The sequence below is a fragment of the Aeromonas sp. 25-248 genome (genome assembly GCF_053005425.1).
Map to the genome: position 1 here is coordinate 360,975 of NZ_JBRKTB010000001.1, position 17,317 is coordinate 378,291.

Annotated in this window: 15 protein-coding genes; 14 read left to right on the forward strand and 1 reads right to left on the reverse strand. The window is 63.4% G+C overall.

The features are described from left to right. Positions 1–34 precede the first annotated feature (34 nt). Positions 35–184, reverse strand: a complete 150-nt coding sequence (locus ACVDHI_RS01710) for a hypothetical protein (RefSeq protein WP_010673628.1) — start codon at positions 182–184, stop codon at positions 35–37. Positions 185–742: 558 nt separating this feature from the next. On the opposite strand from ACVDHI_RS01710, the gene ACVDHI_RS01715 reads away from it, so the two are divergent. From ACVDHI_RS01715 to ACVDHI_RS01780, 14 genes are all read left to right on the forward strand, one after another. Continuing rightward, the gene (locus ACVDHI_RS01715) at positions 743–1,036 is read left to right on the forward strand and encodes a hypothetical protein (protein ID WP_113069941.1); all 294 of its coding nucleotides are present in this window, start codon (positions 743–745) and stop codon (positions 1,034–1,036) included. Positions 1,037–1,281: 245 nt separating this feature from the next. Then, on the forward strand, positions 1,282–3,402 hold the full coding sequence (locus ACVDHI_RS01720; RefSeq protein WP_447211610.1) for a hypothetical protein: 2,121 nt from the start codon (positions 1,282–1,284) through the stop codon (positions 3,400–3,402). A 3-nt stretch (positions 3,403–3,405) separates the two neighbouring features. Beyond that, positions 3,406–4,167, forward strand: a complete 762-nt coding sequence (locus tag ACVDHI_RS01725; RefSeq protein WP_323582451.1) for a DUF3142 domain-containing protein — start codon at positions 3,406–3,408, stop codon at positions 4,165–4,167. A 7-nt stretch (positions 4,168–4,174) separates the two neighbouring features. After that, positions 4,175–4,363, forward strand: a complete 189-nt coding sequence (locus tag ACVDHI_RS01730; RefSeq protein ID WP_447211611.1) for a hypothetical protein — start codon at positions 4,175–4,177, stop codon at positions 4,361–4,363. 2 nt (positions 4,364–4,365) lie between these two features. After that, entirely contained in the window at positions 4,366–4,833 is a 468-nt protein-coding gene (locus ACVDHI_RS01735; RefSeq protein WP_447211612.1) for a GNAT family N-acetyltransferase, read from the forward strand. 82 nt (positions 4,834–4,915) lie between these two features. Continuing rightward, positions 4,916–5,824 (forward strand): pseudouridine synthase, encoded by a 909-nt coding sequence (locus ACVDHI_RS01740; protein WP_447211613.1) that lies wholly within the window; start codon positions 4,916–4,918, stop codon positions 5,822–5,824. Between the two features lie 64 nt (positions 5,825–5,888). Continuing rightward, positions 5,889–6,356, forward strand: a complete 468-nt coding sequence (locus tag ACVDHI_RS01745) for an NUDIX hydrolase (RefSeq protein WP_042014263.1) — start codon at positions 5,889–5,891, stop codon at positions 6,354–6,356. A 158-nt stretch (positions 6,357–6,514) separates the two neighbouring features. Next, entirely contained in the window at positions 6,515–7,621 is a 1,107-nt protein-coding gene (gene mnmA / locus ACVDHI_RS01750) for a tRNA 2-thiouridine(34) synthase MnmA (protein ID WP_010673619.1), read from the forward strand. A 346-nt stretch (positions 7,622–7,967) separates the two neighbouring features. After that, entirely contained in the window at positions 7,968–8,579 is a 612-nt protein-coding gene (gene hflD, locus ACVDHI_RS01755; RefSeq protein WP_010673618.1) for a high frequency lysogenization protein HflD, read from the forward strand. 30 nt (positions 8,580–8,609) lie between these two features. Continuing rightward, a complete protein-coding gene (purB, locus tag ACVDHI_RS01760) occupies positions 8,610–9,980 on the forward strand; it encodes an adenylosuccinate lyase (protein ID WP_041214787.1) in 1,371 nt (456 codons plus the stop codon). 152 nt (positions 9,981–10,132) lie between these two features. Next, a complete protein-coding gene (locus ACVDHI_RS01765; protein WP_323893505.1) occupies positions 10,133–11,263 on the forward strand; it encodes a ribosomal protein uL16 3-hydroxylase in 1,131 nt (376 codons plus the stop codon). Positions 11,264–11,667: 404 nt separating this feature from the next. Next, on the forward strand, positions 11,668–13,080 hold the full coding sequence (gene pykF, locus ACVDHI_RS01770; protein WP_010673615.1) for a pyruvate kinase PykF: 1,413 nt from the start codon (positions 11,668–11,670) through the stop codon (positions 13,078–13,080). A gap of 149 nt (positions 13,081–13,229) precedes the next feature. Beyond that, a complete protein-coding gene (mscK, locus tag ACVDHI_RS01775) occupies positions 13,230–16,547 on the forward strand; it encodes a mechanosensitive channel MscK (RefSeq protein WP_202016665.1) in 3,318 nt (1,105 codons plus the stop codon). A gap of 120 nt (positions 16,548–16,667) precedes the next feature. Continuing rightward, positions 16,668–17,276 carry a LysE family translocator gene (locus ACVDHI_RS01780; protein WP_128297278.1) on the forward strand — a complete coding sequence of 203 codons (609 nt, stop codon included), beginning with the start codon at positions 16,668–16,670 and terminating at the stop codon, positions 17,274–17,276. Positions 17,277–17,317 lie beyond the last annotated feature (41 nt).

A 17,317-nucleotide genomic window follows, 5' to 3' on the forward strand; every position in this document is an offset into this window, starting at 1 on the left:
TGCGCTCACTTGGTGGTCACAAGGCCGCCAGGGGCTAGTGTTCTGCCGCTTCCGGCTGGGGCGCTTCGCTGCGCTCCCGTTGCAGTTCATCGACCCTGGCCTGCCATCTGTCCTGGGCCTGTTTTTGCCCCTGGGACTCGAATTCCTGGCGCATGGTGTCGATTTTTTGGTCAAGTTTTTCCATCAGGATGTCTCCTTACATCTCGGGTTACACACTGGCTGACGGCACTGTTTGGCCAACCTGCTCACCCGATTGGACACCAGGTTTTCCCCAATTGTCCAACAAAATAAACGATTGATTATGCAAAAACCAATCTAGAAAATGGGTTGAAGATCCTTATGAAACCCCATCATTCACCCTGAAAACGCCTGATAAAAACACTATTTTTACCATTCATATCAATATCTTGATATTTATCACTCGCTCAATGACGCCCTTGAGATCGGCATGACGAGTGTATGCACATTTTTTTTCACAAAAACTCCCCGATCTCCAGGTTTTGCGACCGGAAAGTCCCCTTTTTCCATCCAAAAATGCGATGGGTTATGACACAACCCATCTCTTTAATGGATAGATAATCCCCAACCCCGGCCCTGCGGCTTGCCAGCCCGACCACCAGCAGGTTCGCTTGTTACCCATCCGGGCATATCCCGCCCCACTCCCGCCCCGATAAAATGGGGCCGCACCGCGCCTGCTGAGCGGGTTGTTGCCGCCCTCATCCCCTCTCGTCGGAGTCATGACATGGATCTCTTCTGGTGGTTTGCCCTGCCCGTCGCCGCAGGCACCTTCTATGGGTGCTATTTCTGGAACCAGCGCCATGCCCAGCCCGACTGGCTGCGCCTGCCTACCCGCGCCGACTACCTGCACCAGCATCCCGAATGCGCCATCGACCATGAACTGGGGGCGCGCTGCTGCGCCTGCGGCTCCGACAAGGTGCTGGGCCACCCCCAGACCGGCTGGCCTGATCATCGCTTTCGCCACACCTGCCTCGCCTGCGGCAAGGCGCTCTTTCGCACCGAAGAGCCCCCGATATAAGTATCCACATTCGCCCTTTTTGTATGGCGATGTATGGCGATGGCAGATGCTGACACCCGCGAAGCAGCAAAGAGCACGCGCTCGGGACAGGGAGACGGCGCAGGCGTCCTGACAGGGAGAGCGCCGACCAGGTCAGAATGGGTTGTCGTTTGTGACCCTCTTTCGTACTATTGCCCGCCACTGCAAAACCCTTTTCCGGCCCGGGCATCACGCACGGCGCGGGCCCACAAACGGATAGCGATCCCATGACATCTCTGACCCACTGCTCGGTGCTGGCGATGACGCTGGTTGCACTGCCCGCCCTCGCCTCCGGTGACGGTGACGGGTGCGGCTTCTGGCTCACCGACTGCCCTCTCCCCACCTATCCGCTCTATCTCAACGAGAACGACACCCGGGGCAACCTGCTGATGCTGCTGGGGGATGCCCAGCATCACCCCCTCCCCTTCACCCTGCCGGCGGATCCGCTGAACGAGCGCAGCCAGCCGCTGTTCTACCTCACCCGCCTCCCCCAGCCGGAGGAGGTGGAGGACCCGGCGCTGCGCGAGCAGCTCGGCAGCCGGCTGGCCGCCTACGACCCGTCCCTCCCCCCGCAGCTCGAGCACTACGCGGGCCATGACTCCCTCTACGGCCACGCCATCTCCAACTCCCTCTCCTCGGTCAGCGCGTTTCTGGACGCCCTCGAGCAGAGCGAGGTGCCCGCCCCGGAGCGCACGTCGCTGCTGCGAAGCCGTCTGCTGATCCTGGGGCAGCAGGAGAGCCCGGCCCCCGCGACCGAAATGAGCGGTGCTGCCCTGGAGTGGCAGGGGTATCTGCAGGCCGCCCGGCACTTCTACGAGAGCCGCTTCGAGGAGGCCCGCGCAGGCTTTGCCGCCTTGCAGCAGGCCAAGGCCCCCTGGGTGGCCGAGAGCGCGACCTACATGGTGATGCGCACGGAGATCAACCTCGCGATGAAGGAGGCGAAGGACGAATACGGCGATCAGGACGTGATCAGGAGTGACAAGGAGGCCCTTCGCCGCGCCATGGCCCAGGGTCAGGCCTATCTGGCGGCCTACCCGCAAGGGCGCTACGCCAGCTCGACCAGAGGACTGTTCAGACGCATCCAGTGGATGTCCGGTGATCTCGGCGCCCTGCGGGATGCCTATGACGAGGCCATGGCAACCCGCCAGCCCTTGCCGGTGCTGGAGGCCCTGGTCAACGAGATCGATCTCACCCTGCTCAGTGGCGATGCCTATCGCCATCAGGCGGCCTATCAGGACTCGGCCCAGCCGGCGCTGCTGTTCGTCAATGCCCTGCGGGGTCTCAGACCGACCTATGAGCGGCCGCGGGACTGGCAAGATGCCCAGCTGGACGACGCCATCGCGCACCTGCAAAAAACCGGTCACCAGGCGCAGGCGGCCTATCTCAAGGCCTACGCCCTCTTTTTGGACAAGCAGTTCGAGCAGGTGCTGGCCCTGCCCTCCCCGGGGCAGGAGGACGCCACCCTGGCATTCAGCCACCAGATGCTGCGCATCTGGGCCTGGCAGGGCATGAAGGCCTTCGACAAGGCCGAGCAGGCCCTGATGGCGCTGGTGGCCTCCCCCCTGGGTCAGGCCCAGCAGGCGTTCGTGGAGAACGTGCTGGCGGATCACTGGGTGCGCACCGGCAACACGGCCGCCATCTTCCAGCCGGGTAGCCCCATCACCCAGCTGCGCATCCGCGCGGCCGTGCTCAAGCAGGAGGCCGACCCCGCCCTGTTGCGCCAGCAAGCCAGCCAGGGCCCGAGCGCGGCAGAGCGGCAGATTGCGCTCCATACCCTGCTGGTGCGGGATCTCATCGCCAGCGACCCGGCCACCTTCTTGCAGGATGTGGCCCTCATCCCCGCCGATTACAAGGAGGCGACCCCTCCCGCCGACGCGCCCTGGGAGCCTGTGCCCAACGGGGATGTGCGCCTCTCGGCGTTCCAGTGGCGCGGAGAGGGGACGCCCCAGGGTTACCACTGCCGGGATCTGGCCCAGACCCTTGGCACCCTGGTGCAGCGCCCCGACGATGGTCATGCCCTCAACTGCTTCGGGGAGTATCTGCGCAGCCGGGATCCCCATATCGACCTGTGGCAGGATCGCGAGATGATCTGGGGGCTGGCGCAAGACGAGCGCCCCACGTTCCCGAGTCGCCTCGCCCTCTATCAGGCCGTGATGGCCAACCCCAAGGCAGAGCCCGAAGACAAGAGCTATGCCCTCTATCGCGCCATCCAGTGCTATGCCCCCTCCGGCTACAACAGCTGCGACAGCCAGGAGATCCCCAAACGCACCCGGCAGGCCTGGTTCAACACCCTCAAGCAGCGCTATGGCAACTCGGTGTGGGCCAGATCCCTCAAATACTACTGGTGAGCCATGAGCAGACCCCCTGAACGCGCCCTGCTGGCACTGCTGCTGACGGCCCTGGCCACCCCCCTTGAGGCCAGTGTCGATGCCAGCGCCTATCACGGGTTCTGGCTCTGGTCCGCCACCCGCCACCAGCCGGTACTGGAACAGGCCAGCACCCTCTATCTGCATCAGGGGGAGATCCTGGACAGGCCCGGCGGCCCCCGCTTCGTCAAGCTGGGGCGGGTTCCCTCCCCCCTCAAGGCCGGGCAGGTCTGGCTGGTGGTGCGTGTCAACGCCCTCCCCCTCTCCCCCGCCCACGAGCAGGTGCTGGTGCGCCTCTACGAGGGGTGGCGCGCGGCCGGGGCCAGGGTGGCGGGCATCCAGATCGACTTCGATGCGGCGACCCGCCAGCTCGATCGCTATGGCAACGCCCTGCAACAACTGCGGCGCGCCCTGCCTCCCGGGTGCAAGCTCAGCGTGACGGGGCTGCTCGACTGGGCGAAAACGGGGGACGTGGCAGAGCTCAATCGCCTGCCCGTGGACGAGCTGGTGATCCAGACCTATCAGGGCACGCGCACGGTGCCGGGCTATCAGGCCTATCTGCCCGCCATGGCGCACCTGACCATCCCGTTCAAGGTAGGGCTGGTGCAGGATGGGGAGTGGGATCCCGCCTGGCAGACAACACTGGCCGCCTCCCCCCACTACCGGGGCGAGGTGGTCTTCCTGCTCAACCGCCCGGTGCCGATCCCGGGGACCAGCGCCCCTGTTCCCCGGCATGACGCCCACTGAGACGCGGGTGAACCCTATCGGGGCACAGGGGCAAGGGCGTGCCCACGGCAAGCAGCCGTGGCAGACCCAGATCCAGCTGTTGGCATCCACACCGGGCGAGATGCCGTGCGAGAGGAACGCCGCCAAGGCCACCACATCGGTCAAGCCCGCCATCGTTTCGCGCGGCGCTCACCGTCACAAACAGGGAGAGAGATAAGGATGACGTTTGTCGAGATGAACCCCGCTCACCTGCCGCTTGCCCTGCTGCTGGAGGCCGATCCCGCCGCGTCGCGCATCGCCGCCTACCTGCCCGGGGCCTGGGGCTTTGCCGCCCTGGCGGACAACGAGGTCGTGGGGGCCTGCGTGGCAGGCCTGGTGGGGGAGCAAACCGCCGAGATCTTCAACATCGCCGTTACCCCCAACCGCCAGCAGCAGGGCATCGGCTCCGGCCTGCTGCGCTTCGTGCTGGAGAACCTGGCCGGGAAGGGGATAGGCCGCGTCGAACTCGGTACCGGCAGCTTCGGCCACCAGCTCACCTATTACCAGCGCCACGGCTTTCGCGTCCATGCCGTCGTGAAGGATCACTTCCTCATCCACTATCCCGAGCCCCTGATGGAGCACGGCATCCAGCACAAAGACATGCTGCGCCTCTCCCTCGCACTGGCGCCGGGCACCGCCTCCCCCTGACCCGAGAGGGAAGCCCCGCTCTCCCCCTGATGGCCGCCCCCTGTGGTACACTCCGCCATCCCCTGTTTTTGGTAGGCATGCGATGAAATCAGCCCGTCCCCGTCTCTCCCTCTCCGCCCGCCCTGACGCAGGCCGCACGGCCAGCGGGCCTACCACTGTGCCCCCATCCCAACGCCGGGAGGCCCGGCACCCAGGGAGGGTCAACGAGCGCAAACCGGCCCCCGCCCCGGCGGATCGCAAGCTGCTGCTCCTGAACAAGCCCTACATGGTGCTCTGCCAGTTCACCGACGAAGGGGGCCGCGAGACCCTCAAGGATTACATCAAAGAGCCCGGCATCTATGCCGCGGGCAGGCTGGATCGAGACAGCGAAGGGCTCTTGCTGCTCACCAACGACGGCAAGTTGCAGGCACGCCTCACCCAGCCGGGAGAGAAGACCCCCAAAACCTACTGGGTGCAGGTGGAAGGAGTGCCGAGTGAGGAGAAACTGGCCGCCCTGCGCGCCGGTGTGGAACTCAACGACGGCATGACCCTGCCCGCCGGGGCGCGCATCATGGATGACCCTGCGGTGTGGCCACGCAACCCGCCCATTCGCGAGCGCAGGGAGATCCCCACCTGCTGGCTCGAGATAACAATCGTGGAGGGGCGCAACCGTCAGGTGCGGCGCATGACCGCCCACATCGGCCACCCCACCTTGCGCCTCATCCGCTACGCCATCGGGGAGTGGACCCTCGATGGGCTGGCGCCGGGAGAGAGCCGCGCCCTGCCCGCCCCCGAGCTGGCACCCGCGCCACGACCAGCCGCCACGCAAGGCAAAGCGCGGGCATCCGCCGCAGCCGGGGGCGCTGGCCGCAGCGCTCCCCGCACCGCCCGGCCAACAGATCAGGATCCACCCCAGGGGCGGGAGCGCCGCGGGGCAGACCCGCGCCCCGGCAATCGCAGCGGCGGGCGCACCACCGCCCGCCGTCCGGCTCGCACCAAGCCCTCTGAATGAAGGCGACAACGGATCTGCATCGAGCGCCCCTGCCGGGGCACAGCCAACAAGACAAGGAGTCCTTATGAGCGATCACCCACCGCTGCCCACCCGCCTCACCGTGGCCGCCCTGGTGCACTGGCAAGGGCGTTTCTTGCTGGTGGAAGAGGAGATTGCGGGCAAGCGCCGCTTCAACCAGCCCGCCGGCCACGTGGAGCCGGGAGAAGATCTCATCCAGGCGGCCTGCCGCGAGCTGAAGGAGGAGACGGGGCTGACCGCCACGCCCACCGGCTGGCTCGGGGTCTACCTCTTCAAACCGGCGGACAGCGAGGCCACCTTTGTGCGCACCGCCGTCATCTTCGACCTTGAAAAGTCGCCCGGTCAGCACCATCCAGAGGATCCCGACGGTGACGTACTGGCCTGTCACTGGCTCAGCCTGGAGGAGATTGCCGAGTGCAAGCCCGCCCTGCGAAGCCCCCTGGTGTGGCAGTGTATCCAGGACTATCTGGCAGGCACCCGCCTGCCGCTGTCGGCCCTCAAGGCCTTTATCTAAGCGCCATTGGACGCTCTTTTTGACGCTATGGGGCCGAGACAAGAAAAACGATTTCCCGCCACCGGGCTTCCAAGGGGAACGGCGGCAGGGAGATGTGACCGGGGGCGCAAAACTCTGGTAGAATACGCCCCGTTTAAACGAACTGGTAACTTCGACTAATGACAGACAACAGCCAAATCAAGGTGATCGTCGGCATGTCCGGCGGCGTGGATTCTTCCGTCTCGGCCTACCTGCTCCAGCAGCAGGGCTATCAGGTCGAAGGCTTGTTCATGAAGAACTGGGAAGAAGACGACACGGACGAGTACTGCTCTGCCGCCCAGGATTTGGCTGATGCCAAGGCCGTCTGCGACAAGCTGGGGATGAAACTCCACACCATCAACTTCGCCGCCGAATACTGGGACAACGTCTTCGAGCACTTCCTGGAAGAGTACAAGGCGGGTCGCACTCCGAACCCGGACATCCTGTGCAACAAGGAGATCAAGTTCAAGGCGTTCCTGGAATTTGCCGCCGAAGAGCTGGGTGCCACCTACATCGCCACCGGCCACTATGTGCGCCGTGACGACAGCACCGGCCGCCCGCGCCTGCTGCGCGGCCTCGATACCAACAAGGATCAGAGCTACTTCCTCTATACCCTGAGCGAAGCCCAGGTGGGTCAGAGCCTGTTCCCGGTCGGGGATCTGGAAAAACCCGAGGTGCGCCGCATCGCCGAGCAGCTGGATCTCATCACCGCCAAGAAGAAAGACTCCACCGGCATCTGCTTCATCGGTGAGCGCAAGTTCAAGGACTTCCTGGCCAAATTCCTGCCCGCCCAGCCCGGTCCCATCGAAACCGTGGACGGCAAGATCATCGGCGAGCATCAGGGGCTGATGTACCACACCCTGGGCCAGCGCAAGGGGCTCGGCATCGGCGGTCGCAAAGATGCCACCGAAGAGGCCTGGTACGTGGTGGACAAAGAGGTGGAGCGCAACACGCTCGTGGTGGCGCAAGGGGAACACCCCCGCCTCTACTCCGACGGCCTGGTCGCGAGCCAGCTGCACTGGGTGGATCGCACCCCCATTCGCGCGCCGCGCCGCTGCACCGTCAAGACCCGTTATCGTCAGGAAGACATCCCCTGCCTGATCCAGCCCATCGACGATGAGACCATCCGGGTCATCTTCGACGAGAAACAGGCTGCGGTGACCCCGGGCCAGTCCGCCGTCTTCTACGACGGGGAAGTGTGTCTGGGCGGTGGCATCATCGAACAACGTTTCAGCCATCCGGTCTAAGGGCTGGGCGCTCACGAGCGTCCGCGCTGTACTCACTTCTCCCCTCGCGGGAGAAGGGTTGGGGATGAGGGGTAACCACCCTCACCCTGACCCTCTCCCTGAGGGAGAGGGGACAAAGAAAAACAGTACCAGGCAGCGATACATGATTGGCAACGTCCAGGCCGGATCATGGCATCGGCCGGTGAATGAACAGAACAGGGCTGTGAAGACATGGCCGACACATTCCAGGTCGGATCATGGCATCGGCCGGTGAAAGAACAGAACAGGGCTGTGAAGACATGGCCGACACATTCCAGGCCGGATAATGGCATCGGCCGGTGAAAGAACAGAACAGGGCTGTGAAGATATGAGCGACAAATTCCAAGACAGAACCATGGCCTTCGCAGGCATCTGCCAGGCCGCCTATCTGGTGCAGAAAGTGGCCCGTGACGGCTCCTGCGACGAAGCCTCCCTGCGCGAGAGCCTGCAAAGCATTCTGGTCACCAACCCCACGCAGCCGCTGGAAGTGTTCGGCAGCCACCTGGCCATTCGCGACGGCTATCGCGCCCTGGTGGAACAGCTGGGGGCCGACGGCAGCCAGAAGAATGCCGAGCTGACCCGCTACGTGGTGAGCCTGATCGCGCTGGAGCGCAAGCTCGCCAAGCGCAAGGACATCCTCAACATGCTGGGGGAGCGGATCAGCCAGATCGGCCGCCAGCAACAGCATTTCGATCTGCTCGACGAGCAGATCCTGGCCAACATGGCGAGCATCTACAGCGACCTTATCAGCCCCATCGGGCCGCGCATCCAGGTGGCGGGCACCCCGCTCTTCCTGCAGCAGCCCCTGGTGCAGCACAAGGTGCGCGCCCTGCTGCTCGCAGGCATCCGCGCCGTGGTGCTGTGGCGCCAGCTCGGCGGCAGCCGTACCCAGATCATCTTCGCCCGCAAGAAGATGGTGGAACTGGCCAAACGATTTTAACCCCCACACCAATCATCAGGAGTTCACCCCATGGAGCTGTCCGCGCTGACTGCCGTTTCCCCGATTGACGGTCGTTATGGCGACAAGGCCGATGCCCTGCGCCCTATCTTCTCCGAATTCGGTCTGCTGCGTTTTCGCGTCGAAGTCGAGGTGCGCTGGTTGCAAAAACTGGCCAGCCACGCCGGGATCCCGGAAGTCCCTGCCCTGAGCGAGGCAGCCAATGCCGTGCTTGACGGCATCGTCAGCAACTTCAACGAGCAGGATGCCGCCCGCATCAAACAGATCGAGCGCACCACCAACCATGATGTGAAAGCGGTGGAGTACTTCCTGAAAGAGAAGGTGGAAGTGAACCCGGAGCTGGCCGCCGTCAGCGAATTCATTCACTTCGCCTGCACCTCGGAAGACATCAACAACAACTCCCACGGCCTGATGCTGAAAACCGCCCGGGAAGAGGTGATCAAGCCTTATTGCGAAAAGCTCATCGGCGAGATCAAGCGCCTGGCCGTCGAGTACCGCGACATGCCGCTGCTGTCACGCACCCACGGTCAGCCGGCGACCCCGAGCACCATGGGCAAGGAGATGGCCAACGTCGCCTACCGTCTGGAGCGCCAGCTCAAGCAGATCATGGCGGTGGAGCTGCTGGGCAAGATCAACGGTGCCGTGGGCAACTACAACGCCCACATCAGCGCCTACCCGGATGTGGACTGGCACCAGTTCTCCGAGGAGTTCGTCACTTCCCTGGGCCTGACCTGGAACCCCTACACCACCCAGATCGAGCCCCACGACTACATCGCCGAGCTGTTCGACGCCCTGGCCCGCTTCAACACCATCCTGATCGACTTTGACCGTGACGTCTGGGGTTACATCTCCCTGGGTCACTTCAAGCAGCGCACCATCGCCGGCGAAATCGGCTCCTCCACCATGCCCCACAAGGTCAACCCCATCGACTTCGAGAACTCCGAAGGCAACCTGGGTCTGGCCAACGCCGTGTTCCAGCACCTGGCGAGCAAACTGCCCATCTCCCGCTGGCAGCGTGATCTCACCGACTCGACCGTGCTGCGCAACCTGGGTGTGGCGGTGGGTTACTCCCTGATTGCCTATCAGGCGACCCTGAAGGGCATCTCCAAGCTGGAAGCCAACGCGGACGCCATGGCCGCCGATCTGGACGCCAACTGGGAAGTGCTGGCGGAACCCATCCAGACCGTGATGCGCCGCTACGGCATCGAGAAGCCCTACGAGAAGCTCAAAGAGCTGACCCGTGGTCGCCGCGTCGACGCCGAAGGGATGCGCACCTTCATCGACACCCTGGAGTTGCCGGAAGCGGTCAAGGTCGAGCTCAAGAAGCTGACCCCGGCTAACTACATCGGCGACGCCCAGCGTCTGGTCGATCTGCTGAAATAAGTGATGTAACCGAACCGGCGGGGGCTCTGTCATGACGGCAGGGCCCCCGTTGATTTTGGCCCATTTGATATGATCACCCTCTATCGGGCCATTTCAGAGCCCTTGCCCAAGCCCGCCTTGGGCAAGCCCTCTCACAAGATACGAGAAGCACCATGTACCAACTCAATCTGGATATCGCTCACTTCCTCGAGCACTACTGGCAGAAGCGCCCGCTCCTCATCAAGGGCGGTTTCACCGACTTTCAGGATCCCATCAGCCCGGACGAGCTGGCGGGTCTGGCCATGGAAGAGGTGATTGAATCGCGCCTGGTCACCCGCTTCAACAACAAGTGGGAGGCGGCCCACGGCCCCTTCGAATCCTACGATCACCTGGGGGAAGAGAACTGGACCGTGCTGGTGCAGGCGTGCAACCACTGGGTACCCGAGGTGCACGAGCTGGCGGTGCCCTTCCAGTTCATCCCGGGCTGGCGCTTTGACGATGTGATGGTGAGCTTCTCCACCCCTCACGGCGGTGTCGGCCCCCACATCGACAACTACGATGTCTTCATCACCCAGGGTCAGGGCAAGCGCCACTGGCGGGTCGGCGATGCCAAGCCCTTGAACGAGTTCGCCGCCCACGCGGCCCTGCTGCACTGCGAGCCGTTCGAGGCGATCATCGACGTCATCATGGAGCCGGGCGATATCCTCTACATCCCGCCTGGATTCCCCCACGAGGGCTACGCCATCGAGCCCTCCCTGAACTTCTCGGTGGGCTTCCGCGCACCGGACGCCAAGGCCCTTGTCTCCTCCTTTGCCGATCACCTGATCGACAACGAGATCCGCACCGAACGTTACGGCGACCCGGACCTCAAGCCCCGCGCCCGCCATGGGGAGATCCAGCCCCATGAGCTGCACCGCCTGCGGGAGCTGATGCAGCAGGCCCTCGACGACGAGACCCTGTTCAAGGAGTGGTTCGGCACCATGATCTCCGAGGCCAAGCACGATCTGGACGTCAATCCGGTGGAGCCGGACTACAGCGCCGACGAGGTGGCCGACCTGCTGAGTCAGGGGGAGCCCGCCATCAAGGTGCCGGGGTTGCGCAGCGTCTGGTTCAGCGGCGAGAGCCGCACCTGCTACATCGACGGCGAAGCCTGGACCCTGCCAAGCGAGGATCCGGCCGCCATCGCACTCCTGTGCGACAAGGACATCATCACACAGGACGCGCTGGTGGAACTGGCCGATCAGGCGGGCTTCCTGCAACTGCTGACCCGGCTGGTCAACCGCGGCTACTGGTTCTTCGGCTGATCCAGAGGGCTGCCGCCCCTCCCGACGTGCCGGGAGGGGCGGCGTTTTTTTCCGCTGTAGGCCAACCGGCTCCTGCCTTGCGCTGCTTCGCCCTGACGCCGCGGGAGGGAGTGACTACACTGGATGACGGCCAACGGCATCGGGCCGGATCGCCCCCGCAATGGGGCCCTGTTGTTTGTCATTTAACAACATGGGATCGGGCAGGATGCGGGGCCAGAAATGGGAACCAAATGGCCTCAGTTGCGGAAAATCAATTATTTTAGCCCCTAAAATGAGCTGTGAGCGAAAACGTTATCTTTCAAATTGAGGCCGTTTTCGCTCAAAACGTTGTTTCTGGATCATAAAAAGTATCCAAAAACTGGTGTATATTGCACGGCGGAAATTCCTTAACCATGAAGACTGACATGAAAAAGACCAAAATCGTCTGCACCATCGGTCCCAAGACCGAATCCAAAGAAATGCTGGGCAAGATGCTGGATGCCGGCATGAACGTCATGCGCCTGAACTTCTCCCACGGCGACTACGCCGAACACGGTGGTCGCATCAGCAACCTGCGCGCTGTCATGGCCGAAACCGGCAAGCACGCAGCCATCCTGTTGGACACCAAGGGTCCGGAAATCCGCACCATCAAGCTCGAAGGCGGCAACGACGTCTCCCTGGTCGCCGGCCAGACCTTCACCTTCACCACCGACCAGACCGTGGTGGGCAACAAAGACAAAGTCGCCGTCACCTATGCCGGTTTTGCCAGCGACCTGCGCGTCGGCAACCGCATTCTGGTTGACGACGGCCTGATTGGCCTGGACGTCATCGAAATCACCGAGCGCGAAGTGATCTGTAAAGTGCTCAACAACGGTGACCTGGGCGAGAACAAGGGCATCAACCTGCCGGGCGTCTCCATCAAGCTGCCGGCCCTGGCCGAGAAAGACAAGCGCGACCTCATCTTCGGTTGCGAGCAAGGCGTTGATTTCGTTGCCGCTTCCTTCATTCGCAAGAAAGAAGACGTGCTGGAAATCCGTGAGCACCTGAAAGCCCACGGCGGCGAGAACATCCAGATCATCTCCAAGATCGAAAACCAGGAAGGCCTGGACAACTTCGACGAGATCCTGGCTGTCTCCGACGGCATCATGGTTGCCCGTGGCGACATGGGTGTCGAGATCCCGGTAGAAGAAGTGATCTTCGCCCAGAAGATGATCATCGAGAAGTGCAACAAAGCCCGCAAAGTGGTCATCACCGCCACCCAGATGCTGGACTCCATGATCAAGAACCCGCGTCCGACCCGCGCCGAAGCTGGCGACGTGGCCAACGCCATCCTGGACGGTACCGACGCAGTCATGCTGTCCGGTGAGTCCGCCAAGGGCAAGTACCCGCTGGAAGCCGTGACCATCATGGCCACCATCTGCGAGCGTACCGATGCCGTGATGCCCTCCAACCTGTCTGCTGCCAACGACAGCAACAAGCTGCGCATCACCGAAGCGGTTTGCAAAGGCGCGGTAGAGACCTCCGAGAAGCTGGACGCCCCGCTGATCGTGGTTGCCACCGAAGGCGGCAAGTCTGCCAAGGCCATCCGCAAGTACTTCCCGAAAGCCTGGATCCTGGCCATCACCACCAACAAGAAGACCGCTGCCCAGCTGGTGCTGACCAAGGGTGTGGTTGCTCACGTGGTTGACTCCATCGCCTCCACCGACGACTTCTATCGCATCGGCAAAGAAGCCGCGCTGGAAATCGGCATGGGCGTGAAGGGTGACGTGGTTGTCATGGTCTCCGGTGCCCTGGTACCGAGCGGTACCACCAACACCGCTTCCGTTCACGTACTGTAATCAGTCCTGAACCGATGAAAGCGGCGCCTGCGGGCGCCGTTTTTTTTTATCTCTCCCCCTGCTGCCCCTCTTGCGCCGGTGCTAGAATCCACGCGGATTTTACCCTGGTGGAAAATCCCCCGAACATCGCATAATCACCCGGACGCTTTATGCTCTCAACACGCTTCAAAAGAGCCTCGGCCACCCTGCTGCCGCTGCTCTGTTTACTCATTACCTTCTGGACCCCGAGCACCCTGGCGCAGGATCTGCCCCAGCGCGCCACCGTGCAGCGGGCGCTCGACGCCCTCGGCAAATCGGACACCCCCACGGCCAGCCAGCAGGCGGACCAGAAGTTCCTGACTGACACCCTCTCCCTCCTCGACAGCATCGACAAGGAGAAGAGCAAGGCCAAAACCCAGAGCGAACGCCTGCGCACCCTGCCGACAGAGCTCAAGGAGATCGGCGCCAAGCTCGACGCCCTGACCCAGGGCAAGAGCCCGGAGCAGCTCAAGAGCGAATACGCCACCATGAGCCTGGCGGAGCTCGATGCCCGCCAACCCGAGATCATGGCCAACATGCAGGCGGCCCAGGAGGCCCTTGGCACCATCGGCAGCCAGATCACCAACCTGCAGACCTTGCCGGAGCGGGCCCAGGCCAGCATGAGCCGCGCCTATCAGCGCAGCCAGGAGATCCGCACCCGCCTCAACGCCGGGGACGGGGTGAGCAGCGCCGAGAAAATGAAGCTTAATGCCGAACTGGCCCTGCTGGATCTGCAACTGGCCAACCTGCAAAAGGAGCTGGACAACCGCACCAGCATGCAGGATCTGGTGGTCAAGCAACGGGACTACCAGAGTGCCCGTCTCGCCAGTGAAGAGCAGAAACTGCAGGCATTGCAGGAGCAGAGCAGCGCCAAGCGCCTGGGGGATACCGAGAAGACCGCCGAAGAGACCGGCGAACTGGTGGCCGCCGAAGACAACCCCCTGGTGCAAAAAGAGCAGGAGCTCAACTACCAGCTCAGCCAGCAACTCATCAGCTCCACCAACAGCCTCAACACCCTGGCCCAGAAGAACCTGCAGGCGAAGAGCATGCTGGAGCGCGGCACCCAGACCGAGCGCAACCTCAACGAACAGGTGCAGATGCTCAAGGGCAACCTGCTGCTCTCGCGCATCCTCTATCAGCTCTACCAGCAGCTGGAAGCGGCCCCCTCCACCCTGGTGAAGAACCTGGAGGAGCAGATCGCCGACCTGCACCTGGCCCAGTTCGAACTGAGCCAGCAGCGTGACCAGCTGTTCCAGAAGAACCAGTATCTGGACAACCTCATCGCCAGCAGCGGCGAGACGGTGAGCGACGAAGACAGGGCCAGCCTTGCCAAGCTCATCGACACCCGCATCGGCCTGCTGGATCAGCTCAACCGCCAGATGGATGCCCAGCTCACCAACGCCATCAGCCTGCAACTGACCCAGCAGCAGCTGACCCGGGTCTATGCCTCCATCGAGTTCACCCTGCAGCAGCACATCTTCTGGGTGAGCAGCAACAAGCCCATCGATGCCAAGTGGTTCATCACCTGGCCGGCCCAGGCCTTCAAGCAGGCCTCCGACTGGGTGCTGAAACCGGACTGGAGCGGCTGGGGCGACATGCTGCTGGCGGTCTCCCTGCTCTCCCTGCCACTGCTGCTGGTGGGGGGCCTGCTGCTGTGGAAGCGCGGCACCCTGCTCGAGCGCCAGAAGAAGATCGTCAAGGATCTGGGACGTTTTCGTCAGGACAGCCAGTGGCACACCCCCCGTGCCCTGCTGTTCACCGTGCTGCAACGCCTGCCGGGCACCCTCTTCATCCTGGCCGCCGGCCTGCTGCTCGCCTATTGCGGTCTGCTGAGCCCGAAACTCATCTTCCAGATCACCCTGAACCTGGCCCTCGGCTACCTGGTGTTCAGCGTCTACCTGTCGGTGATGCGACCGGGGGGCATCGGCGAGACCCACTTCCGCATGCCGCGGGACGAGCTGCAGGCCAAGCGCAACAGCATGCGCTACCTCTGGCTGCCCCTGCTGCCCCTCATCATGCTGTCGACCAAGGCGGTGGTGGAACCCTCCTCCCTTGGCAACGACGTCATCGGCCAGGGCATGACCATGCTGCTGCTGGGGCTGACCGCCTACCTGGTGCTGCCCATCTCCCGCGCCCGCATCAAGGGCGAGGCGAGCATGTTGCAGACCCTGACCGCCGTCGCCCTGGCGCTGGCGCCGGTGGCCCTGATGGTGCTGGCAGCCCTTGGCTACTACTACACGGCCCTGAAACTCACCGGCAGGCTCATCGAGTCCTTCTACCTCATCATCATCTGGGGTCTGGTCTATCGCACCGCCCTGCGCGGTCTTGAGCTGGCGGCCCGTCGTCTGGCCTATCGCCGCGCGGTCGCCAAGCGGGAACACAAGACCCAGGAGGATGCGGAAGGGGGCGAAGCCATCGAAGAGCAGCCCATGGATCTGGAAGAGGTCAGCCAGCAGTCCCTGCGTCTGACCCGCATCATGCTGCTGCTGGTGTTCGGCGTCGCCTTCTACTGGCTCTGGTCTGATCTGGTGGCGGTCTTCACCTACCTCGACAGCGTGGTGCTGTGGCACAAGAGCGAGGGGACCGGGGCCAACGCCGTGCTCTATCCCATCAGCCTGAGCGACGTGCTGACCGGCCTCTTCGTGTTTGGTGCGGCTCTGTCGCTGGCCCGCAACCTGCCGGGCCTGCTGGAGGTGCTGGTGCTCTCCAAGCTGCGCCTTGCCCAGGGCACAGCCTATGCCTTCACCACCATGCTCAACTACGCCCTGATCGGGGTGGGCAGCCTGACGGCGCTGGCCATGCTCGGGGTCCAGTGGGAGAAGCTGCAGTGGCTGGCCGCCGGTCTCTCGGTCGGTATCGGTTTCGGCATGCAGCAGATCGTCTCCAACTTCATCTCAGGCATCATCATTCTGTTCGAGCGCCCAGTGCGGATCGGCGACACCGTCACCATCGGCACCATCTCGGGCACGGTCAACAAGATCAGGATCCGCTCCACCACCCTCACCGACTTCGACCGCAAGGAGGTGATCATCCCGAACCAGCAGTTGATGATAGAGCGGCTCATCAACTGGTCCCTGTCCGACACCGTCACCCGGGTCATCGCCCGGGTCGGGGTGGCCTATGGCTCGGATCTGGATCTGACCCGCAAGCTGTTGATGCAGGCCGCCATGGAGAACAGCCGGGTGCTGAAAGACCCGGCCCCCATCGTCTACTTCCTCACCTTCGGACCCAGCACACTGGATCACGAGCTGCGCTTCTTCGTGAGCGAGCTGGGGGATCGCAACCCGGCCATCGACGAGCTGAACCGCCGCATCGACGTGCTGTTCCGCGAGCATGGCATCGAGATCGCGTTCAACCAGATGGACGTCTACATCAAGAACATGCAGGGAGACGAACAGAAGGTGGAATCCCGCCCGGCGCTGCCGCCGGCGGGGAACCAGCCCGTCTGATCCCGCCCGCTTCACAGGCCCCGTCACGGGGCCTGTTTTTTTCTGCCCGCCCCCCGCCTTGGAAAGCGCAGATCGCCCCCAATATAGGGAAGACAACGGACTGTCTGCACGAGGAACCCAATGGACTCGCTCTACGCCGTGGTGCTCTTTGCCATCTCGGCATCGGTCACCCCCGGCCCCAACAACATCATGGTGATGAGCGCCGGCGCCAGCGTCGGGATACGCAAGAGCCTGCCCCTGCTCATGGGGATCTGCGTCGGCTTCACCCTGATGCTGTTGCTGGTGGGGCTGGGCTTTGGCCAGCTCTTTACCCGCTTCCCCGAACTCCACATGTTCATCAAGTGCGCGGGCACCCTCTATCTGCTCTATCTTGCCTGGCTCATCGCCCGCCCGACGGACGGGATGACTGACAGCAACGGGGCCCGCCCGTTCGGCTTTTTCAAGGGAGCCCTATTCCAGTGGGTCAATGCCAAGGCCTGGGTGGTCGCCACCGGCGCCATCGCCGCCTTCACCAGCGCGGGGAGCGACCCCTTTGAGCAGCACCTCGTCATCGCCCTGACCTTCTTCATCGTCTCTTTCCCCTGCGTCGGACTCTGGCTCCTGTGCGGTTCCCTGCTCAAGCGCTGGCTGGCAAACGATCTTGCCCGTCGCCGCTTCAACCAGGTGATGGCAGCCCTGCTGGTACTGTCAGTGGTGCCCGTCATTCGCGAGATCCTGATCCCCGCCTGAGACGCCGGGACTCCCCTTTCCCTTGACCCGACGGGTGGCCG